This is a genomic window from Malacoplasma iowae, assembly GCF_900660615.1.
Classification (GTDB): Bacteria; Bacillota_I; Bacilli_A; order Mycoplasmatales; family Mycoplasmoidaceae; genus Malacoplasma; species Malacoplasma iowae.
Window position 1 is genome coordinate 628156 of record NZ_LR215023.1, and the last position, 23867, is coordinate 652022.

General features: G+C 23.0%; 21 protein-coding genes. 14 read left to right on the top strand and 7 right to left on the bottom strand.

What is annotated here, in order from left to right:
* Positions 1 to 9 precede the first annotated feature (9 nt).
* From EXC57_RS02485 to EXC57_RS02530, 10 genes are all read left to right on the top strand, one after another.
* A complete protein-coding gene (locus tag EXC57_RS02485) occupies positions 10 to 1635 on the top strand; it encodes a hypothetical protein (RefSeq protein WP_004024528.1) in 1626 nt (541 codons plus the stop codon).
* A 2-nt stretch (positions 1636 to 1637) separates the two neighbouring features.
* Complete coding sequence (locus EXC57_RS02490) at positions 1638 to 1934, top strand: hypothetical protein (protein WP_004024529.1); 297 nt, start codon at positions 1638 to 1640, stop codon at positions 1932 to 1934.
* Positions 1935 to 2170: 236 nt separating this feature from the next.
* On the top strand, positions 2171 to 3313 hold the full coding sequence (locus EXC57_RS02495) for a hypothetical protein (RefSeq protein WP_004024530.1): 1143 nt from the start codon (positions 2171 to 2173) through the stop codon (positions 3311 to 3313).
* A 167-nt stretch (positions 3314 to 3480) separates the two neighbouring features.
* Positions 3481 to 4422 (top strand): prolyl aminopeptidase, encoded by a 942-nt coding sequence (gene pip / locus EXC57_RS02500; RefSeq protein ID WP_129692592.1) that lies wholly within the window; start codon positions 3481 to 3483, stop codon positions 4420 to 4422.
* 438 nt (positions 4423 to 4860) lie between these two features.
* Positions 4861 to 6426 carry a phytoene desaturase family protein gene (locus EXC57_RS02505; protein WP_004024532.1) on the top strand — a complete coding sequence of 522 codons (1566 nt, stop codon included), beginning with the start codon at positions 4861 to 4863 and terminating at the stop codon, positions 6424 to 6426.
* Positions 6395 to 7606, top strand: coding sequence for an iron-sulfur cluster-binding domain-containing protein (locus EXC57_RS02510; RefSeq protein WP_004024533.1), 1212 nt, complete (start codon positions 6395 to 6397; stop codon positions 7604 to 7606). The genes EXC57_RS02505 and EXC57_RS02510 overlap by 32 nt, the downstream gene beginning before the upstream one ends.
* 503 nt (positions 7607 to 8109) lie before the next feature.
* Positions 8110 to 8370, top strand: coding sequence for a hypothetical protein (locus EXC57_RS02515; protein WP_129692593.1), 261 nt, complete (start codon positions 8110 to 8112; stop codon positions 8368 to 8370).
* Positions 8351 to 9343, top strand: a complete 993-nt coding sequence (locus tag EXC57_RS02520; protein ID WP_004024535.1) for a hypothetical protein — start codon at positions 8351 to 8353, stop codon at positions 9341 to 9343. Before EXC57_RS02515 ends, EXC57_RS02520 begins: the two co-directional genes overlap by 20 nt.
* 213 nt (positions 9344 to 9556) lie before the next feature.
* Positions 9557 to 10210: a DUF2871 family protein gene (locus EXC57_RS02525; RefSeq protein WP_004024536.1), complete on the top strand. Its 654-nt coding sequence runs from the start codon at positions 9557 to 9559 to the stop codon at positions 10208 to 10210.
* A gap of 21 nt (positions 10211 to 10231) precedes the next feature.
* Positions 10232 to 11326, top strand: coding sequence for a folylpolyglutamate synthase/dihydrofolate synthase family protein (locus tag EXC57_RS02530; protein ID WP_004024537.1), 1095 nt, complete (start codon positions 10232 to 10234; stop codon positions 11324 to 11326).
* A 1-nt stretch (position 11327) separates the two neighbouring features.
* On the opposite strand, the gene EXC57_RS02535 is transcribed toward EXC57_RS02530, so the two are convergent.
* A complete protein-coding gene (locus EXC57_RS02535) occupies positions 11328 to 12683 on the bottom strand; it encodes an APC family permease (RefSeq protein ID WP_004024538.1) in 1356 nt (451 codons plus the stop codon).
* A 255-nt stretch (positions 12684 to 12938) separates the two neighbouring features.
* Between EXC57_RS02535 and EXC57_RS02540 the strand changes: the two genes are divergently transcribed.
* Both EXC57_RS02540 and EXC57_RS02545 read left to right on the top strand, forming a co-directional pair.
* Positions 12939 to 15071: an ATP-dependent Clp protease ATP-binding subunit gene (locus tag EXC57_RS02540; RefSeq protein WP_004024539.1), complete on the top strand. Its 2133-nt coding sequence runs from the start codon at positions 12939 to 12941 to the stop codon at positions 15069 to 15071.
* Positions 15072 to 15597: 526 nt separating this feature from the next.
* Positions 15598 to 16173 (top strand): DJ-1/PfpI family protein, encoded by a 576-nt coding sequence (locus EXC57_RS02545; protein WP_004024540.1) that lies wholly within the window; start codon positions 15598 to 15600, stop codon positions 16171 to 16173.
* Between the two features lie 94 nt (positions 16174 to 16267).
* On the opposite strand, the gene EXC57_RS02550 is transcribed toward EXC57_RS02545, so the two are convergent.
* The 6 genes from EXC57_RS02550 to EXC57_RS02575 all read right to left on the bottom strand — a co-directional run bounded on the left by EXC57_RS02550 (position 16268) and on the right by EXC57_RS02575 (position 22043).
* Positions 16268 to 17071: an alpha/beta hydrolase gene (locus EXC57_RS02550; protein ID WP_004024541.1), complete on the bottom strand. Its 804-nt coding sequence runs from the start codon at positions 17069 to 17071 to the stop codon at positions 16268 to 16270.
* An 8-nt stretch (positions 17072 to 17079) separates the two neighbouring features.
* Complete coding sequence (locus EXC57_RS02555) at positions 17080 to 17610, bottom strand: NUDIX hydrolase (protein WP_004024542.1); 531 nt, start codon at positions 17608 to 17610, stop codon at positions 17080 to 17082.
* A gap of 7 nt (positions 17611 to 17617) precedes the next feature.
* Positions 17618 to 18418: an alpha/beta hydrolase gene (locus tag EXC57_RS02560; RefSeq protein ID WP_004024543.1), complete on the bottom strand. Its 801-nt coding sequence runs from the start codon at positions 18416 to 18418 to the stop codon at positions 17618 to 17620.
* A gap of 19 nt (positions 18419 to 18437) precedes the next feature.
* The gene (locus tag EXC57_RS02565; RefSeq protein WP_004024544.1) at positions 18438 to 19256 is read right to left on the bottom strand and encodes a GNAT family N-acetyltransferase; all 819 of its coding nucleotides are present in this window, start codon (positions 19254 to 19256) and stop codon (positions 18438 to 18440) included.
* Complete coding sequence (locus EXC57_RS02570; RefSeq protein ID WP_004024545.1) at positions 19256 to 20182, bottom strand: phosphatidylglycerol lysyltransferase domain-containing protein; 927 nt, start codon at positions 20180 to 20182, stop codon at positions 19256 to 19258. Before EXC57_RS02570 ends, EXC57_RS02565 begins: the two co-directional genes overlap by 1 nt.
* A 331-nt stretch (positions 20183 to 20513) precedes the next feature.
* Positions 20514 to 22043 carry a P35 family lipoprotein gene (locus EXC57_RS02575; RefSeq protein WP_004024546.1) on the bottom strand — a complete coding sequence of 510 codons (1530 nt, stop codon included), beginning with the start codon at positions 22041 to 22043 and terminating at the stop codon, positions 20514 to 20516.
* A 406-nt stretch (positions 22044 to 22449) separates the two neighbouring features.
* On the opposite strand from EXC57_RS02575, the gene pyrR reads away from it, so the two are divergent.
* Positions 22450 to 22965 carry a bifunctional pyr operon transcriptional regulator/uracil phosphoribosyltransferase PyrR gene (pyrR, locus tag EXC57_RS02580; RefSeq protein WP_004024547.1) on the top strand — a complete coding sequence of 172 codons (516 nt, stop codon included), beginning with the start codon at positions 22450 to 22452 and terminating at the stop codon, positions 22963 to 22965.
* Positions 22943 to 23866, top strand: a complete 924-nt coding sequence (locus EXC57_RS02585) for an aspartate carbamoyltransferase catalytic subunit (RefSeq protein WP_129692594.1) — start codon at positions 22943 to 22945, stop codon at positions 23864 to 23866. The genes pyrR and EXC57_RS02585 overlap by 23 nt, the downstream gene beginning before the upstream one ends.
* Position 23867: the final 1 nt, after the last annotated feature.

Here is a 23867-nt window from a genome sequence, read left to right on the forward strand (position 1 = left end):
GGAGTTTTAATGATTAAAGCAATTTATTTTAAAAAAACTGATTCACTTGATGAAAGTGAAGGTTTAATTAAAATTGATTTTGATAGACATATTAATGTTATAGTTGGCCCAAAGGGTGGTGGCAAATCAACATTATTTGATTTACTTGCTTCCATTAAAAATGGATACTTACCATCTAATGTTATTGATGCTTTAAAAAATCATGGATTAGAATTTGTTAAAGCTGAAGAATTTAATGGTGAAACAATATTATCATCTACATTATCTAAAAAAAACGAAAAAGATAAATTTAATGATTTTTATAAAAGAAATGATGTCATTTTTCAAGATGATCCAATTAAAAAAGATCTTAATAAATCAGATGATATAGAAAAAGAAAAATACAATTATGCAAAAGAAATTGTTCAAAAACAGTTTGACAAAGTTAGTAATATAATTAATAGAATTCAAAATTTTTATAACATGATTTATAGTTTAATTAATGGATCACATAACTCTATTAATTGAGCCAATACATTCAATTTTAAAAAAACAAAAGATGATTTAAATATTATTAGTCATTTGAATTTTTCTATATCTAAGTTTAAAAGTTTAAAAGATATTGAAACGAAAAATATTAATAAAATAATAGAAAATTCAAAAGAGCAAATTGGATTAATGAAGTCTTTTAAAGAAAATATAGATTTAACTTCTGTATATAAAGATGATAAATTCAATAGTGATTATCAAAAGATTTTGGGAAATATCATTGAAAACCACAATCAATTAACACAATTGCTATTAAATAGAAATAAATTAACAAAAAAAATAGCAAATGTTTTTGATGCTTTTAACATTGCATATATAAGACAAATAAACAAGATTAAAGAATTAGATTACAATAATCAAGGTTTAAAAACTTTTGAAAAGACATCAAAAGATTATTTTGCAAATTTTGCAAAACAAATTATTAAATTGAAAAAAATTTTTTATGAATTAACAAACACTTCTTTAGAAATTAAATTTGATAAAGAAGAGTTAGAACATACTTTTTTAACTTACAAAATGCCACAAGATGGTGTTAAATTTGATGATGACTTTATTTATGATTTATTAAAAATAGTTTTAAACACTCCAAAAAGTGAAAAAGACCTTTATAGATGAATTCATGAAAATCAAAAGGAAACAAAAAGTAAAAAAGATTTTGATCAAAATAAGATAATTAATAAAATCTCAAAAGAACTTGTTAATTTTGTTCAAGTATATGCTGATGGTTATGACTACAAAACATTATCTTTAGGACAAAGATCGATATATGGAATTAAGTATAAACTTAAAAGATCAAATAACCAAGATTTATTTTTAGATCAACCAGAAGATAATTTAGATAATAATACTATTGCAACAACAATTCTTGATTTAATACAAGAAAGAAAAGAACAACAAGTATTTATTGTTACCCATAATGCAAACATAGGTATATTATCAAACCCTGAAAAAGTGATAGTTGCAGACTTAAATAATAAAATTAACCCATATCAAGAGGGAAAAATATCATTAGATAAAAATAGCAATGACACAACAACAACTTTTTATCTTGAGGGCGGTTTTAAATACTTAGAAGCAAGATATATTAAAGCTAAAGGAGAAAATTAATTATGAAAATAAAAATTGTAGATAGTTCTTTATTTAATAGTGAAACAAATCAAACTGATTTTAATATTTATGTAGAATGTGGAAAACACAAAATAGAAGTTTCAAAAAATTCTGAAAAATGAAATAATGATGGAATCAATGATTTTCTAACATCTATAGCAGTTGCTATTCCAGATGGTGACAAATTCGAAATAGAGAAAAAAGAAAACGATGATAAAAAAGCTGAATCGTTAAATGTGTTTAATTATGTGTGTGAATTATTTCAATCTTTTGTAGATGAATACAATAAACAAGTTTAATTTAACCAATTTTTTATAAAAAATATGCAGTAGCAGTTTTGTTAATTACATAAATAAAACCTCTATTGTTTTTATTTTACAAATAATTAAATTTATTATTTTTTTAATGTAAATAAATAATATAAATAAAATTTAGTAATAAAAAATAATAAAGAACGATTGCAGTACGGTTGGGGTTGTAGGGCGTAAAAAAATATTGTAGAATTTAAAAAATTATAAAAAAGGGGAAAATATTTATGAGCAAATTCTCAAGAAAGAAAAAAATGTTAATCGGTTCTTTAACTGTATTAGCTAGTTTTGGTGTAGTTGGTGGTGTAGCACTTTCATTAGATTCTACACTTACAAAATACAACACTTCAACAAATAGCGGAAGTTCTATTAATGTAAATAATTCAATAGATTTACCTCAAGCTCCAGTTTCATCAGGAAATTCTACAACTGTAGGTGGAGAAAATTCTAATGGTGCAGTTGATTCTAGTGCTATGAGAATGACATTAACTAGAACTGTTAGTCTTTTAAGTGCTGATGCTTATGCTTATCAAATCAAATTAATAAATAATCAACAAAAAGAAGGTACTATATACTTTGTAACTCCTTCTGGTTTAAGAACAGATACAATTAATTTCCAACCAGGTGATGAAATTAAATTATTATTTGATCCAAACAAAGGTTATGAAGGATATACTGTAAGAGAGTTTAAAATTACTGGGGCAAGCGAAAGTCATTTTGTTCCGACAAAAAATGATAAAGAAAATAAACGTCAATTTATCGCTAAAATGCCTGAATATAAAGATACAATTGATAAGTTAACTAATAAGAGTTGATTATACTCAGATGATTCAACTCCAATAACAATTAACCCATCATTCATTATTGCTGATATTGGTCAAAATGGTGAAACAGTTGAATGAGAACATGGTGCATTTATGGAAGTTGTTAATGGTTATGTATACAACCTTAACGCAGATACAAAATTATCTGAAATATTAACAAAATATGAAGCTTTCAAAAATGATAATATTACAAATCCAATTAATTTATTCTTCTATTTAAATGGACACAAATTAATTTTAGATACTAATTTATTAAGTAAAGATGCTGATAAATATGCTCCAAGTGGTTGAAATCTTGCATTCTATAATAATTCATCAGATTCAGCAACAAAAGAAGGTAAATATGGATCTATTGTTTTAGATGAATCATATAACAATAGTTGAACAAGTGCTAATGTTGGTAGATTTGAATTCAAAGGTGTAATGTCTTTTGGACGTTCAGTTAATTATAGATATGTAACTATGAGTAACGGAATTCAATTCTTAAACAATGATGGTAAAGATTCAATAGTTGGTGACATTGTTAATGTTGCTGGAAAACAATAATAATCTTTATTATATTTAGTTCTTTATACTCACAATCATATTTGATTGTGAGTATTTTAATTTATATTTAATTACTATAAATAATAAATTTTATAAACAATTAAACTATGTTATTTAAAACGATATTAGTTGATATAATATATTAAATTTTTTTAAGGTTTTATATTATGAATTATATGATTGAAGATTTTTATTTAAAAGTAGATGATATACATCACATCTATTGTTGAACAGCAGGAAATAAAAATGGTATTCCTGTTTTATATGTTCATGGTGGCCCTGGTGGAAATACATCAAAAGATAGTTTGAAATATTTTGATTTAAATAAATTTTATGTTATTTTATTTGATCAAAGAGGATGTGGAAAAAGTCATCCAAGATTTTGTATTGAAAACAACACCACAAACGATCTTGTATTAGATATTGAAATGTTAAGAAAACATTTAAACATTGATAAATGAATTATATTTGGAGGAAGTTGAGGAAGCACATTATCTCTAGTATATGCTATTAACTATCCAGAAACAGTTAAAGGACTTATTTTAAGAGGCGTTTTTTTAGGTGAAAAAAACGATTGAAACTGATTGTTAGATAGTGGTGCATCTTATTATTACCCAGAATATTATAAAAAATTCATATCTTTTAATAATTTGTTTAATTCTAATAATACAATTTCAAATTATTATAAGTTATTAACTAGTGATGAATTTGAATCAATTAAGTATTTTGCAGCAAGATCATGAGCAGAATGAGAAGCCATTATGTTAAATTTAAAACCTAATTTTAAAGAAATTGATAATATGTCAGATGAAGAATGTTATCAAATAGCTTTAATGGAATGTCATTATGCAATTAACAATTCTTTTTTAAATTGAAATGATTTTATTATTAATAATGTATATAAAATAAAAGATATTAAAACATTTATAGTTCACGGAAGATATGATTTAATATGTAGGCCAAGTGAAGCTTATAAATTATTTTATTGTATGAATAATGCATCGATTAAATTTACATGTGCTGGACATTCTGGATTTGAGTATGAAACTAAAAAAGAATTAACAATCGCATTGAATTGATTTGTTAATAATTCTGATAATAATTTATAATATGTTGTTATTTTATTAAGTATCCATTAATAAAAAAAATAATTATTGATGTCACAACAGTTGTTATTAAAGACTAATTAAATCTTTTTAAATAAAATTTGGTAAAGCTACAATTAATGTTAATCTATTTCAAATTATTAAATTGAAATATAGAAAATTAATTTAATGTTTTTTTGAAATAATGATTAGATATATTAATTGTCTATAAACAAAACTAACTAGATCACTATTGATCTAGTTTTTTATTTTACATATTGTTATTTTATTTGTTCTTATTAAAAAGAATTTATCTACTTGTTAAAAAAACTTTTAGAACATACTAATAATAGGAATTAATTTTTAATTGATTAAATTATTAATAAAAATAAATAACGCAAAATAAATAATAGTACTATACTATATAATATAGTATTATATTTTATATATAAAGGAGGTTATATGAACACAATTAAATATGATGCTGTTGTAATAGGTGCTGGTAATGGTGGACTAGTATCTGCTACAAGGATGGCAAAATATGGGATGAAAGTTCTTTTAGTTGAACAACATAATGTTCCAGGTGGATTTGCAAGTAGTTTTGTAAGAGGAAGGTTTGAATTTGAACCAGCATTACATGAATTAGGTGCAGTAGGTAACAAAAACAATCCTGGTTATATTTATCAGTTGTTTGATGAATTAGGTGTAAATGATCTTGTAACATGACATGAAGTTAAAGAAGCATTTACAATAGTTTTAAAAGAAAACAATCAAGTAAAAGAATATAGTTTCCCTTTTGGTAGAGAAGCATTCGCAAGAAAACTTGATGAGTATGACAAGGGCTGTTATAAAGAAGTTTTAAGATTTATAGATTTGTGTACTGAAATATATGATGCTTTTTTATGACTAGAATTTAATAAAGGAAAAGCAAATCAAAAAGAATTAAAACAAAAATTTCCAAATTTTTTAAGTAGTGGTAGTTACACATTAAAACAAGTATTAAATACTTTTAAATTATCAAAATTTGCAAAAAATATTTTATCAGCTTATTGAACATACTTAGGTGAACCACCAGAAATTTTAGATTTCACTTTATATGGTGTTATGTTTTCAGAATATATCAATTATTCAGCTTATATTCCTGGTTGTAGAAGTCATGAAATATCTAGTGCTTTGGTAACAAAATTTCAAGAATATGGTGGTGAAGTTTGATTTAACACAAAAGCAACAAAAATAGTTGTTGAAAACTATAATATTAAAAAAGTTATTACAACTAAAGGTGAAATTGAAACTAATATTGTTATTGCAAATTGTTCACCTAACATAGTTTATGGTGAATTAATTGATAAAGATAAGGTTCCACCACGTGATAACAAATTAGTAAATTTTAGAAAATTAAACAAACAAGGATTTAGTTTTTATATAGGTCTTAACATTAGACCTGAAGATTTAAAGTTAAAAGATTATTCTTATTTTATGTATTCTGGTTTAAATCAAGATCGTAATTATGAAAACATAAAAAGCATTGAAAAAAATAATGAATATATTGTTGTTATTTTAAATAATGTAGTAAAAGATGCATCACCAGATGGAACATGTATTATGTCTTTCACAACACTTTATGAAGATGCTTGAAATGATGTTAAGGATGTAGATTATTTCAAAACAAAAGAAAAAATCGCTTATAAAATGATTAAAGATTTTGAAGAAAAAATGAATGTTAACATCATGGATCACATAGAAGAAATAGAAATTGCAACACCAATTACATTTGCAAGATATACAGGGGTAAAAAATGGTGTTATCTATGGTTATTCTGATAACAAAAGTGATGCAATAATTTCTAGATCAAAATTTATGGACAATGACATAAATGTTAAAAATCTATTTTTTGCTGGTGGATATTCTTTTAGAGCTCATGGTTATTCAACAACATATAAATCAGGTGATATAGCTGGTAAAAAAGCTTATGGAAAACATATGGAGGCTTTTGTAAATGCAAAATCAAAAAAAGAAAATACTTTATAAAAAAAGTCCATTCCTTTTTATGGACTTGTTAAAAACTAAAAAAATGAACCTTAAAAGAAATGAGCTTGTCGATAAACAAAATGTAAGAAATATTAAAACCAAATATTATGTAAATGAATTAGCTAATTCACTTCATCCTAAAGAACATGATTTAAAAATCATTGATATCATAGATGTTTCAAGCGACACTAAAACTTTTGTTTTACAACCAACAACAAATCACGCAGCATTTTTTAGAGCTGGACAATACATAAGTATTAGTGTTAATATTGATAACTATTTAATAAGCAGACCATACTCTTTGTCTTGTTCACCACTTGATGCTAAAAATAAAAACATTTATCAAATAACTATAAAAAGAAAACCTAATGGTTATGTTTCAAATTATATGTTAGACAAAGTTAAAAAGGGTGACATGATTAAATCAACTGGTCCACAAGGTGATTTTTATTACACTTTTTTAAGAGATAAAAAACATGTTGTAGCTATTGCTGGTGGATCTGGAATTACTCCATTTTTGTCAATGGCAAAATCAATTGTTGAAAATGTTGAAGATTTTAATTTAACAATTTTATTTGGTAACAGAACGTCAAAAAATATTTTATTTTTAGAAGAACTTGATAACTTACAAAAACTAAGTAATGGTAGAGTAAAAGTTGTCCATGTTTTATCTGAAGAGAAAAATAGTAAATATGAAAATGGTTTTATAGATAGTAAAATTATTCAAAAATATTGTGATGTTAATAACTCATCTTTCTTTGTTTGTGGTCCTAAGGTAATGTACAAATTTGTAAGAAAAACTTTACATGAACTAAATGTAAAAGAAAAATTCATCAGATGTGAAGCATCTAACGAAATTGGAAACCCAAAGAATTATGAAGATTATGTTAACGAAGGAAATAAAACTTCATACAATATTAAAATTAACCAAAATGGAAAAGTTTTATTAATAAAAGCTAGAGCTGATGAAACTATTCTTGTAGCTTTACAAAAAGCTAAAATATCATTATTAAGTAATTGCTTAAGCGGACAATGTTCTTGATGTAGGGTTAAATTAATTAGCGGGAAAGTATACTACCCCAAATCTTTTGCTAACTTAAGAAAAGCTGATAGCAAAAACAAAATATTCTATACATGTAGTAGCTTTCCTGTAACTGATCTTGAAATTAGCACATTATAAAACATTTTTAAATTATTATTTTTTAGAAATTATATTCAATAAATATAGTTAGTCATTGATTCTTATAATATTCTCTCTTTTTACCTCTTTAAATTCTTGTCTCTAATTATTAGTTATTGATATAAATTAACCTAAACAATTAATATTTATAAATATCTAGTTCTCTTTGATTAAGTAATCATTATATTTTATATTTTAAATGATGCTAATAGATCAATTTTAAGGGTGTGTGTTTATTTTTATAAACACACACTTTTATAATTATGTTTAAAATTGATATATTTATTTTTATTAAATTTAATTAACCTTTTCTTAATTAAAGAAAAATTTAGTAAAAATATAAAAGAGAACAAACTAAATTATTATTTCAGAAAAATAAATTATTTTTTGAATATTATTTTTTTTAAAAAAATATAAAAATTATATTTTTTATTTTTGATAAAATACTGGTTTTGTTATTACTATCTTTTATAATGAAAAAAAATGAAAGTGAGATTGTTTGAATGATTAAAAAAAGAAAAAACAAAAGGCTTTTGATGGGATTATGTTTAACTCCATTATTAGCAACATCAGCAATTGCTATTCCGTTTGTGTTAACTTCTTGTACTAAGAAAACTAACAGTAACACCAAAGTTGGTCAAATAAAATTTGAAACAACAGTTAATAAAGTACAAACAAGAAAAGGTGATGTTCCAACTACTTTGGAAGTATTAGATCCAAACTTTAATGAAAATGCTTTAATGGATGCTGAAAAAAACATTTAAATCAAAATTAAATGTGTCAAATTTACAAAGAGACTTTGATGAAGTTTTAACAAAGTTTTATAAAACTTATGAATTTGAATATGAAAAAGATTCTAACAAATCAAAATTAGATAGTGATTTAGAAGTAGAAGCTGAAATTGAAAGAATTAAAGTTTTATCAATTGATACTAATAATTTAACAGCTACTCTTAATGTTACATATGAAGTCGAAGTAGATGGTGAAAAAGAATTTGAAGGATATAAAGATCAAACAAAAACTTTAAAATTAACACCTAAATTTGCAACAACTACTGAAATAGAAGGTATCAAGGCAATGTTATTAGCAAAAGGAGATATTGATGATGGTGATAACACAAATTCTTTTGAAGCAGATGTTGATGATTTAATAGAATTGTACATGGGCGATGATGATGATAAAAGTATCTTTGGACAAGTTGGGTTAATAACTCAAGAGTCAAAATATGGTGGTTTATTAGGGTATGAAATTAGAATTTCAGATTTGAAATTTAATCCATCTGAATTTGGAACAGGATTAAAATTAGCTAATAAACCTTTAACAGGCGATGAAGATTTATTTGCTCCAAGTACTGTAATAAGAGATTTTTATATTCCAACTGAATCAATTGTAACTTCACAAAATATTGATCTTACAATAGATTACAATAAGATAACAAAATACACAAAAACACAAGTTAAGTCAATAACCAAAGCAATTAAAGATGAAGCAGTAACACCAAGTCCTGAAAAAAATACTGAAATAACATTAAATGACATTTTGTTAAAAGAATTAACAAAAGAACAAGCAAGTATTATTGAAAGTGTAAGTGTTAGTGATGCTGAAAATACTAATGATTTATTAATTAATGTTACTATTAAAAATTCTGATGAAGATCCAATGCCAAGTATTGTTGTTATTGGAGTTGATGGTAATTGATTAAAATCTGAAACACCTTCTACATCAATAAATATTTAACAAAATTAAATAATTAACTTTAACATTTTAAATTAAAAGCACTAGATAAAGAGATAGTGCTTTTTTTCATTTAATATCTTATTTATTTTTAAAATAAATATATGGTTAAAATAGTCATTAATTATATATTAATTTTTATCTTAATTATTTAATTTATAAAACTAATTAAATGTATAATTTTAGTGGTAATCAGCTTTATTTTTGAGAGGAAATATGAAAAAAGATAATAATAAAAAAGCTTTTTTTACTAGCCCAATGATTATATTATTGATTATTAGTATATCATGATTGGTAATAGGTTTATTGCTAGGAATTTTTTATGATTTCTTTTTTTTATTTGGAGGAAAAGGAACATTTGATACAACTACTGGAACACTAACAGGTTATTATAAAGTTTTTAATGAAAAAATATTTGTATTCAAATTTATGGGTATATTTACTCAATTATCTGTTTTACATACACACGCATTAGTTTTAGGTTTTATTGTAAATTTGGTATTTTTGATATTAGAAAAATTGTTTACTATATCTTATAAAAAAAGATTTTTTATATCATCAATTGTTTTATACAATATTGGTTTACTATTACTTTTAATTTTCATGTTAATAAGAGGTATAGATGCAGTTTTTGGAATTGAATATATAAAAACACAAATTAATAATGGCACTAACAATGCTAATGGTCCTTGAACTTTTGTTATAACTAATAAAAATCCATATAAATCATTAAGTTCAAGTCTTACAGCAATACCACATATTATTATAGCAGTTGGATTAATTCACATGTTAGTTTGCATATATAAATCTGTTAAAAAATTTGTTCAAAATAAAAAAGAAAATTCTAACAATAATTTAACTATTTCATAATAAAAATATTATATTGTTTATATGAAATATAATAAGATAGATTTTAAAAAGAAAAACACACCTTTTGCCTATAACGATTTTATTGCTATAGGTAATTTTTTTAAATGAAATTTTAATTTTAAAACCATATATGTTACAGGAACAAATGGTAAAGGTTCAAATTGTAAATACATTCATGATGAATTAGTAGCTAATGGTTATAAAGTTGGTGCTTTTACATCTCCTCACATAATGAATGTTAATGAAAGAATTATTATTAATGGAAAACCTATTTCTAATAGAAAAATGGACAAACTTCATAAAAGATTAAAGGTTAGTTTTCCAACATTTAATTTTGGATGATTTGATACGCTTTTTTTTATAGCAATAATGTATTTCCATCAAAAAAAAGTTGATGTTGCTATTTTTGAAGCTGGAATTGGGGCTAAAAAAGATATAACAAATTTTATTAATCATGATTATTCAATAATTACTTCTATTGGTATAGATCATCAAGATGTATTAGGCAATTCTATAAAAGAAATTGCTGAAGATAAAAGTTATGCAATCAAAGAAGGTAGAATAACATATATAACAGATGACATCAGTGATGATGTTTTGGATATTTTTATTTCTAAATCAAAATTATTTAACACTAAATTAAATATTGTTAAAACAGATAAAACTACATATAAAACTATTAATGAATCTATTTCTAAAACATTTTTAAAAAACGAATTTAAGATAAAAGATTTTAAATCTAATTTTACATCTCCTAATGGAAGAATGGAAAGTTTTTACATTAATAAAAATAAATGCTATCTAGATGTTTCACATAATGTTCAAGCATTTAAAAAAACATTTGAATACATTAAAGAAAAAAATATAATAATTGATCAAATTGTTTTATCTTTATCAAAAGACAAAGATTACAATGAAATTTTTAATTTATTAAAACAGTTTAAACTTCAAATATATTGCTATCAAAATAATGGTTTAAAACCATTAGAAATTGAAAAATATGACAATAATTTTGTAAGAATTAATGATTTAAAATCATTTTTAAAAAAAATAAACAAACCAACATTATTTATTGGTTCGTTTTATTTTGTAAATGATATTTTAAAAATAATTTAATTTATTTATCTATTTTGTTTTTATTTAATTTCTTTTTATTATTCATAAAAACAATTAAATAAATAATAAATCCAATGGATAAAAATCCAAAATAACTTGTTATTACTATAGTATTATTAATAGTTCATTTTTCATTCAATATGAATGGGAAAATATAAAATAATAATGTTGCAAATATAAATAAAGAACCAAGTATATAAACTATGATTTCTCATAATGGAATCTTATCAATTTTCTTTTTAAAATGTAATATTAAAGCAATTATAAAAGTAAATATATATTGCAATAAAAATGCAATAGAACCTATGCTTATAACTGATTCAAAGAAATTGTTAAGATTTAGAAAAGTCGGAATAACCCAAAATAAAATTAATGATATTATTGTTATTATTGAATTAAATCAGATAGCATTTTTATATTCATTATTTTTATTCTTTTTTGACAATCAACCAAAGATATAACCATCATCACTTAATGCTACTATCTTTCTTGCAGTAGATATATTTATGGATATTTTTGATGAAACGCCATTAAAAATTAATCCAATAACAAAAATAATTATTCCAGTATTCATAAATACTAAACTAAATATTTGACTAAAATTGCTAATGTTTGAATTATTAATTCCAAGCATAATGATATAAAAAATAAAGTAAAAAGAAATTATAAACGCAAATGAGATCATTAAAATTTTTCTAAAATTATTAAACTTAACATCTTTAGCCATACTTGAAACATCTTCAAATCCACCAAAAGCATACATAAATGCAAGTATTGTTGAAAATATTGTATAAGTTGTTATTTGATTATTTGTTGTAATATTTGAAACAAAGTTGTTTTGAATTATAGACAAGTATAAACTAATACCCATTCCTAAAGCTAAAATAACCCATTTGACAATTGCTGAAATTAAAATTATTTTTTTATTCAACTTTAATCCAAGTGTTGAAATTAAAACTAAAACAATAAAGAATAATATTGATACAAGTCTTATTATTCAAATTATTTTTTCATCAGTTGTTAAAAAACTTGCAGCATCAGCTAAAAATAATGGAGCAGTACTTGCAAGGATTGGTCCTTGCATATATTGATTTCATCCTAAAAAGAAACTGAATAATTTATTGTTAAGTTTTTTGGAATAAGAATAAGTTCCACCATAATCTTCTTTAAAAGAATTTGTTAACCTTGAATAAACTAAACTAACTGCAAATGTTATAAAACCAGTTGTTAGCAAAACTATTATTCCAAATATATTAAGTTTAACTAATGAAATAATTGTGGTTAAAAAACCAAATCCGACAATGTAATTTATAGTAAAAAAAGTAAAAGATTTTTCATTAAAATTTTTATTAGACACAAAAACTCCTTGAGTAAAGATATTGTTTGCAAAGAGTTAAGAACTAATAAAAACCCTTTGCTGTTATTTAATAAAACAACAGCAACAACAATTTAAGTTGTGAAAATTTATAAGTTTTTTTATCATAGTATGAATTATGATATCACAATTTAAAAAATATTGTATATAAATAATTATTAATAAAATTATCACTCTTAGCATTAAAGTGCTAAAATTATGTATAATATAAATAACTTATATACTGGAGGTAGTTATATGGAAATAAATTTTGAACCAACAAATGATAAAGATGTATTAAAAAAATATGCAAGAAATTTAAATGAAGAAGTTGCAACTAACAAACTTAATAATATTATTGGTAGAGAATCTGAAATTAGAAGATTAATTGAAATATTATCTAGAAAAGAAAAAAACAATCCTGTTTTAATAGGAGAACCAGGGGTTGGTAAAACAGCTATTGTTGAAGGTTTTGTGAGAAGAATAATTTCAAAAGATGTTCCAGACAACTTAAAAAATTGTGTTGTTTATGAAGTTAATTTATCATCGATAATAGCTGGAGCAAGTTTTCAAGGTCAATTTGAAAAAAGAATGAATGATCTAATTAATGAAGCTAAAAAGAAAGATGGTAATGTAATATTATTCATTGATGAAATTCACCAACTTATGGGAATGGGTAAAGCTGGATCAAGTTCTGGAATGGATGCTGCAAATATTATTAAACCAATGATGGCTAGAGGCGAAATTAAAATAATTGGCGCAACTACACTTAATGAGTATAGACAATATATTGAAACTGATGGTGCATTGGAAAGAAGGTTCCAAAAAATACTTGTTGAAGAACCAACACCAACAGAAGCTTTAGCTATTATGAGAGGTTTAAAAGAAAAATGAGAAATTTTTCATAATGTAAGAATAAATGATAATGCATTAGTTGCGGCTGTTAAATTATCAGAACGTTATATTTCAGATAAATACTTACCAGACAAAGCAATTGATTTAATCGATGAAGCAGCAGCTAAAATAAAAACAGAAGCTCATAGTGCGCCAGTTGAACTTGATAGTATAAATAGAAAAATATTTTATCTTGAAACTGAAAGAATAGCTATTCAAAAAGATGAGAAATCAAATCAAAATGATGAAAGATTAAAAAATATCGAAAAAGAACTATTAGTTCTAAAAAAACAACAAGAAGAATTAAACAAAGAATGACTTGCACAAAAAGAACAACAAACAAAATTAAGTCAATTAAAACAAGACATAGAAGAAAGTAATAGAATGATTGAACTAAACCAAGCAAAAGGTGATTATGAAAAAGCATCTAAACTAATGTATGTTGTTATTCCAACGCTTCAAAAACAACTAGAAAATTTAGAAGATGAAATATCTAAAAATAAAAATATTTTAATTAAAGATTTTGTTGATGATGTTGATGTTGCAGAAATAATCTCAAGAATGACTAAAATTCCTTTAGATAAAATTTTTGAAAAAGAACAAGACAAATTAAAAAATCTTAAAGCAAATCTTTTAAAAAGAATCAAAGGACAAGACGAAGCTGTTACAGCAGTTGTTAATACAGTTTTAAAAAACCGTGTTGGTATAAATAACCCAAATAGACCAATTGGATCATTTTTATTTGTTGGTCCAACTGGTGTTGGTAAAACAGAACTTGCAAAAGCATTAGCAGATAATTTATTTAATTCAGAAAAAGCAATGATAAGACTTAATATGAGTGAGTATATGGAAAAACACTCTGTTTCAAGATTAATTGGAGCTCCTCCTGGATATGTTGGTTATGATCAAGCTGGTGAACTTAGTGAAGGTGTTAGAAGAAAACCTTATTCAATTGTCTTACTTGATGAAATTGAAAAAGCTCACCCAGATATATTAAATATTCTTTTACAAATTCTTGATGATGGTATGTTAAAAGATTCACATGGTAGAAACATTAATTTTAAAAATACAATTATTATAATGACATCAAATGTTGGAAGTTTATCTATAATTGAAAACAAAATGGACATTTTTGAAAAAGAAATGAAAGTAGCTTTTAAACCAGAATTCATTAATAGAATTGATGAAATAGTTAAATTTAACCAAATATCAACTAGTGTGGCAAGAGAAATAACAATTAAAATGTTAGATCAATTAGGTGAAAGATTAAAAGAAAATAAATATGATATTAAATTTAGTGATTCTTTAATTGATTATATTGTTAAAAATGGATACCAAAAAGAATATGGTGCAAGACCAATAAATAGATTTATACAAAAAAATGTTGAAAACGCTATAACTGAATATGTTTTTGATGGTTTAATCAAACAAAATGTTAGTTGTGTTTTAGATTATAGTTCAGACGAAAACAAAGTTGTAATTAAAAAACATTCTTAATAAAAACAAAATATTTTATAATATTTTCATTTAAAGAGAGAATAATCTCTCTTTTTTTGTTTTTTATACTAATTTTATGTATTCTAATTTTAAATAATTAAAACAAAAAGATATTTATTTGAAATTTAGGTTTGATTTTTGGTATTATAAATTTAATATACAAAAAGGTTTTATGATAGTGAAAAATCAATTAAAAAAAGAGTACAATATTTTCAAATTATTATATTCAATAAAATATTTGTTATTTTTTAATTGATTAAATTTTAATTTTTTAAAGTTATTGTCTTGGAAACCTAATTTTTTTGTATAAAAGATGATTTTGTTAATTTAAATAATTAATAATGCAATTTATATAATTATTGCTCAAGTTTCTATCTTACTTGTGAATACAATATAAAACTATAGATTAATATATTTTTTTGAAAATTAAAATAGACTTAAAGTTAGTTTTGAAGTAAATTAACATTTTTTATCATAAAGATAAATATGCAATCAATAGTATAATTTAATAAAGAGGAGAAAACATATGCTTACTAAAAAAATATCTAATGTTAGAATAGCTATCATGATAGCCCACGAAAGTGAAGACACAGAAGTCATTGTTCCATATGATCTTTGAAAACGAGCAGGCCTTATTGTTGAACTTATTTCAATTGAAAAAAAGAATACAATTGTATTACAATCTGGAACTAAAGTTTATGCAAATGATACTTTGGAAAGAACTAATTTAGATCAATTTAATGCCATTTATTTACCTGGTGGTAAGGGCCATGTAAGATTTAAAGACGGAGTTAAATGTGAAAAATTAATTAAATCATTACAAAAATTTTCACATGAAAAAAACAAATGACTTCTTGCAATGTGTGCATCACCTTCAGTATTAGCTGATTTAAATCTTGTAACTAATCAAAAAATGACATGTTATCCTGGATTTGAAAGTTCACTTGGTAGCTCTTATGAAGATAAAGACGTTGTAGTCAGTCATAATTTTATTACTGGTAGATCACTAGCTTATGCAATTGATTTCTCGCTAACTGTAATAAAAGAATTATTAGGAAAACAAGAAGTTGATCTTGTAAAAAAAGAAATTATTTATAAATAAAAATAATTTTATAGATATTATTACTGAATACTAAATATTAGCAAACAAAAATGAAGGTCATAATATATCATGCCTTCATTTTTTTAATCTTATTTTATTTACTTTCTATAAATTCTTTTATTGTTTTTACATATAATTCTTTTTCTTCCATAAAAGGAATATGACCAGAATCTTTAAAAACAGAAATAATGACATTTTCTTTTTTAGAAAATACTTTCATCAAGTTTTTAAGTTTTATTACTTGATCAAATTCACTTGCTATTAGTAATGTTGGTTTATCGTTTTTTCTTTCTGCAAATTTAAGGTTTTTTAAATTTTTTAATGAATATATATTCTTTTTTAAAATTTTAAAATTATCTTTATTTTTTGTTTGATAATCTAATTCTGATTCCAGTTTATTTTCATTGTCACTATTATTTAAATTTAATCGATCTGGATTTTTAAATATTATTTTATGTCAATCAGTTAAATCCTTAACGTTCTTAAAAGAAAGTTTTTTCTTTTTGAATAAACCACTTAAGTCAATTGAACTATTCATTGGTGAAACTAAAATTATTTTACTTATTTTTTGCGGGATATAAAGATTTATCATCTCAGCAATTCCGCCACCCATAGAATGACCAATTAAAATTATTTCATCAAGATTTAAAGAATGAATTCAATCAACAACTTGAATTGCAATATTAATTGGAGAAAATTCTAAATTTTGTCTTACATCAGTATAACCATGACCTGGTAATTCAATAGCATAATAATTATAATCACTAAATTCTAATGCTGCATCTTGATGATACATTGATGTTGTAGCATAACCATGAATAAAAACTATATTACCTTTAGAAACATTTTTAGCTTTTTGATAATGGTAAGTGCAGTTTGCTGATGTCGCTTTTAACATAATATCTCCTATATATTATCAATAAAATCTTTTATATCTTTTAAATAAAAACCTATTCTTCTTTGAATGGAATAACAAAATTTATTATTTTTTATCATTCCTAATAAATCATTGTAGTTAATCATCATTTTGTCTATTGTTTCGCCCTCTTGTAGGATAACATCTTCAATGTTGAAGTCGATAGAACAAATATATGTATCAACAATATATTTATTAAATACAAATGTATTAATTAATTTTAAATCTGTTTTATTACATGACAAACCAGTTTCTTCATATAATTCTCTAATTCCTGCATCAATTGTATTTTCAAATTCAATACATTTTCCTGCTGTACACTCTCAAGTATTTCCATATTCTTTTTGAATATCTCTTTTTGTTATTAAAATTTTCTTTGTTTTTTTATCAATGCAAAAAACATTAACTACTAAGTGGTATTCTTTCCCTTTAATTTGATTTTTAATATCATGTCTATATATTTGTTTATTTAAATAATTTTTATTTACATCATATAAACATATAATTTCATTTTTGTTCAAAATACTATTACTCTCTTTCAATGAATTCTAAAACTTTTTCTTTATAAAGTTCAGGTTCTTCTCAAAAAGGTAAATGAGCAGAATTTTGAAATACATAAAGTTGATAATTTTTTAATTTTGAAAATCTTTTGTTAGCTGATTTTCAATCTATTATTTGATCATACTTTCCAAGTAAAACTAAAGTTTTAAGAAAATTGTTTTCTTCACATTTTTTCAATATTTTTAAATTTTTCAATGAAGCCATATTTTTTCTTAAATATTTAAAATTAGATCTATTATCTTTTTGATAATTAAGTTCTTTTATTAATCCTTCGTCATTTAATTTGTTTGGGAAAAATTTTTCAGGTTCTTTTAAAATAATCTTTTCCATTCTTAAAGTACCTTTTAAAGTTTTTGGAACAAATTTATATATATTTCTTAGTTTAAAACTAAAAGAACTGTTCATTGGTGTAACAGCAACTACTTTTATAATTTTTTCAGGTATTTTTGAAGCAACAATATTTACTATTCCACCACCCATAGAATGACCTATAAGATAAAAATCTTCAAGTTTTAATAATTCAATTCATCTTATAACTTTTAAAGCTAAATTATATGGTGATAAATCTTTTTTTGAATCTAATTTACTATAACCATGACCTGGTAACTCTATTGCATAATAATCATAATCTTTTAATTGGTTTGCAAAGTTCAAATGATAATTTGATGTTGTAGCAAAGCCATGAACAAAAACTATAACTCCTTTAGGGTTATTAATTTCTGATTTTTTAAAATGATATACAATTCCTTCAATTGAATTCTTTTCCATATTTATTACTCCTTAAAAATTAAAATGTTTCATTAAACAATAAATCAAAATCTTTTATTTTATAAATTTTAGCGTCAATTTTTTTATCTGATAAATCTTTAAAAAATCTCTTATCTAAAAGTATATATGAATAAATAAATAATTTGTCTTCAAAATTTGATAGCAATTGAATAAAATCTTTTAAATCTGTGAATGCAAAATCAACAATAGTGTCTTTTGAAACTACTATATATGATTTTTTTGTATGATATATTTTTTCACCTGTAGATAAAAGCATTTTATAATATAAAATACTTTCTTTTGTTGTTCTATATGTGTAATTTTTTATACGATTAATTTTTAGAAATTGATTATATATTTCATTAATCAATTCAATATCAATATCTTTATTAGTTTTATATTCTATAGGTTTTAATATTTGATCTTTTCTTAATTGATATTTATGTTTATAACAACAAGGATGGAAATCAAAGTTTTTATAAACATCTCAGTTGTAGGCTTGTATAAAAATATAATCTGCCATTAATGAAATATCATCAAGTCATTTTTGAAAATTATTAGTTAGTATTTTCTTGCCTCTCATTTCCTTATCAACAGCAACTGCAACAATAAATCCGGCAGTGATTTTTTCACGATTATAGTAAACTCTTTTTTTGTTTAAACAAGCCATCATGACAATTTTATTATTGTCATCAACTCAGAAATAATATAAATTATTTTTGCTATAACTTGAAAAGTAATAATTTATAAATTCATCAGAATCTCCAAAAGCTTCTTTGTATAATTTTTTAGCTTCATCAATATTTACTTCATCAAGTTGCTTAATTTTATATTCCATTATTTCTTTATCCTTATAATATATGTTTTGATTATGTTGATAGGTTTATAACTTCTTTTTGATTGAATTAAACCAAGTTCACTTTCTGAATCTTGTCTATCTATAAAATCTACATTTTCTAATTTGTGTAATTTTAGATTATGGCTAAGTAAATATTGATAACTACCCTTCAATTCTTTGTCTGCTTTTTCAACAAAAATTTCATATATGTTGTTGTGAGTACAACCAATAGTTACACCAACTATTTTGTCTTGATAAAACATAATAGAACCATAAAGTTTTATTCTAGAGTCTAATAATAACTCTTTTATCCAGTTATACTCATGTTCTCTAAAAGACTCTCCATTAGTTATTATGTGATTTTTACAATATTCTAAAACATCTTTTAGATATTTGTTTTCATATTTTATTATTTTTGTTTCATTTGAATAATGATTATTATAAAAATTATACAAATTTCTTTTCTTTTGCATTTTTTTGCCTGCAAAATAAGTCAATTGATCTTTAGTATATATATAACTTGACTCAATTTCTTTTATAATTTCATAATTTTCAAATCATTTCAAATCATGTTTTCAAAGCCGACCTATATATATGTTTTCTTTAGAGATTATTTCATCCCTAAGAAGTTCAATTGCTTTTTTAAGATATTGGTAAGAGTTTTCTTCGTTTCTTGTAATTGGTTTTAAAATAATAAAACCACTATCTAAATCAAATTGATCTATTCCTGTTTTTATTTTGCTATTTTCATATTTTGCATACATGTATATAGCATCTAATGTTTCTTTAAAATAAATTGAAACCCCATATGTTTTTCACAGTAATAAATATTGTGCTGAGGTGTAATATTCAGGATTAATTTTTTCAATTGATTTTTGTAGATCTAAATAGTTTCCATTTGTAAGTTTAATAAATTTGTTATTCATAATTACCTTTAAAATATACAAATATATAATATCACTATTATATATAATGGTTATCAATATAATGTTTTCAAAATATTTTTACCAACAACAAATTATTTTATTTTATTAAATAAAATTAAACAAATTTATAGGTAAAGAAAAATATATTTATACTTTTAATGTGTTTATTCTTGTTATTGAAAACAATAAAATATTCTTTGTTAATTAAAATTATGGGTTATTTTATAAAATCAAATAAAAAAACATAAACACACATGACTAATGTCTTTTTGTGTTATTTATGTTTCATTATTTTTTGAACTATTAGTTTTATTATTTCGCATTAACTATTTTAAGTTGATTCACTAAATTTAAGACCAGATAAATTAACATAAGTTTGTTTTTTAGCATTATGTGGAGAGGAATTAAAAACATAACCTTTTTTTGGCACAAACTCAATTAAAACATTTCAATTTTCCCAACCTTCTTGCTTATTTGCATAAAATCTATTATCAATTAAAGCAATTTTTATTTCAACATGTTTGAATCTATTATCATTTTTAATTAAATCATTTTCATATGTTTCAATTTTTTCTAAATAATTATTTTCTAATAAAAATTTACTAATATTTTCTTTTGTTGTATCGTTTATTCCAGTGTCAGCAAAATTCAATTGAATATTTTCACTATAAGTTGTTATTTTTTTTCATAATTCATTATCATTTTGTCACAACCAATCTTGATCTTTAAATTCAGCTAAACTTAAATTAATTTGAATGTTTTCAATTGTTATTTTTAATTGGGATTTAGTGCCATCATCCCAAACATGATTATCATGTGGTGTAGCATCAAAAGTTAAATTATATATACCATCATAATTTGGACTATTAATATCATTTTCTGGATTTTTTAAATTCAAATTAAAATTAGAAAATTCAACATTATACAACCCAATTTCTTTGGAAATAACATCATTATTAATTAACAAAGAGTTATTTGATTTGCTGGATATAGGTTGAGAAGCTCAATTTAAATTTTCTAATAAATTATTAACTGTAACTGATTCATATTTTTCATTTAAATCAATTGTTTCTAATGCTTGTTTATTTAAGATATTTTTATCAACTGTAATATTATAATTTATATCAATTTTTTGGCTTGTAGTTTTTATATTTTTTCCACTAATGGTTATTTCACTATTTATTTTTAAATTGAAATCAGAAATAGGAATTTGTAAATCATATTTTGCTTCATTTCTTTGATTTTGTGTTTCTAATATATTAATGTGTAACAACCCATTTTCTAAACCAATATTACTATTTTGAACCAAATTGTATGTTTTTTTATCAGTTGTAGTTGATAGATTTAAAGATACAAAAATATTTTTTATAAATTCAGGTGTTAACATATCATGTAGATCATTTAATGAACTAACATTTAATTTATCAAATTTAATACCATAATAAACATGAACAGTTTCCTTTTTTCAATCATTATATGAAATATTTCCTCATTTATTAGATGGGAGATTAGTTTTTAAATCAATTTGTAAACTAGATTTTTGATTATCATCAAATTTATCATAATTTGATATTATTTTTTGTTGTAACTGTTTTTCTAAAATTATGTCTTTAATGTTTTGGTCTATATTAGTGTTAGTTGATGAATATAAATCACTGAATGAATTAACAATATCTAAATTACTATTTAAAATTGGTTCAATTTCTAAATTTTCTGGAACATCTGGATTTGAAGGTATTGTTGAATCGTTTTTATCTTCTCCCAATAAAACATTTGAATTACCTAAAATAAAAACACTTGCACCTAATGCAACAGAACTAAATGATGTAGCTAATAAAAATCATTTGAATTTATTTTTCATTTTTAATCCTAACAATTAATAAACAGTAAATTAATATAAAATAGAATACAATCTTATATTATACTCGTTTTTATACTATTACAATATCTATAATTTTTTTGTGATAATAGTTATTAATTTAAAATGAATTTATTTAACATGTTATTAATGATATAAAAAATACTAACAGATTAAAAATAATATTTGTTTTGGTTTTAAATAAATATACATGAAACTAAATTATTAATAATTTTTAATTTTTTAAATTATTTATTTTTAATAAACACATATACAATTATTTCTAGAATAAAAATCCTTTTAAGTTTGTTCAGAGAAACAAGCAAGGGTAACAACTTTTATCCTATAAGCAATCTTTCTGAACTCTTTTAAAAGTGTTCAGATTTTTATTTATATTAAAGGAGTAGTTATGAAAGTGCTATTGGATAAACAAGGGATTCAAAGATCTATTAAGAGAATAAGTTTTGAAATTATTGAAAAAAATAGTGACATAAAAAATGTTGTTTTATTAGGAATAAAAAACAGAGGAGATGTCATCGCAAATAGAATTAAAGAAAACATCAAAAATATAGAAAATATTGACTTAGATATAGATGTTGTTGATATTACAAATTATCGTGATGATATTGGAAAAGAAAGAAAACCATTAGATATAAATCCTTTTAAAACTAATTTAGATAATAGAGTTGTTGTAATCATTGATGATGTTTTATATACTGGTAGAACCATAAGAGCTGCATTGGATGCAATATTAATCAATAGTAGACCAATTAAAATACAACTTGCATGCTTAATTGATAGAGGTCATAGAGAATTGCCAATAAGAGCTGATTTTGTTGGTAAAAACATTCCAACTTCAAAAAACGAAAATATTCAAGTTTATTTAGAAGAGGTTGATAAAGATGAAAAAGTTATTATTGAATAGAAAAAAAGTTAACCTTTTATCAATTGAAGATTTAACTAATAAAGAAATAATGAAACTAATAAAAAAAGCTCTTAAATACAAAAATAGACCAAGTGTAATTAAAAATAAATTTAACAATTTGTTTGTTTCAAATTTATTTTTTGAAAATTCTACAAGAACAAAACTAAGTTTTGAAGTTGCTCAAAAAAAGCTTGGTATAAATGTTATAAATTTTGAAGTAGATAATTCATCAATTCAAAAAGGTGAAACACTTTATGACACTTGCAAAACACTTGAATCAATTGGTGTTAATTTATTAGTAATAAGACACAATAAAGAGAAATATTTTGATGAACTAAAAAACATAAACATTCCCATTATAAATGGTGGAGACGGAAGTGGTGAACATCCAACTCAGTCATTATTAGATTTAATGACAATATATGAACATTTTAAAAAATTCAAAGGACTAAAAGTAGCTATTATTGGAGATATTAAAAACTCACGTGTTGCAAAAAGTAATTTTAAAGCACTAACATCACTTGGAGCAAAAGTTTATTTTGTTTCCCCAAATGAATTTATTGATGAAAAATATAATAATTATTATCAATTAGACAATTTAATAAATGATATAGATGTTTGTATGTTATTAAGGGTTCAACACGAAAGACATTTAATATCAAATAATAACTATGAATTTCTAAAAAAATATAATCAAGAATATGGACTAAATTCTAAAAGATACTCTCAATTAAAAAAGAATGCAATAATAATGCATCCTGCACCGTTTAATAGAAATGTTGAAATAGATGATGAAATAATTGAAAGTCCCAAATCTAAGATATTTGAACAAATGAAAAATGGAATGTTTATGAGACAAGCAGTTTTAGAATATATTATTCACAAAAACAAAATCATTTAAT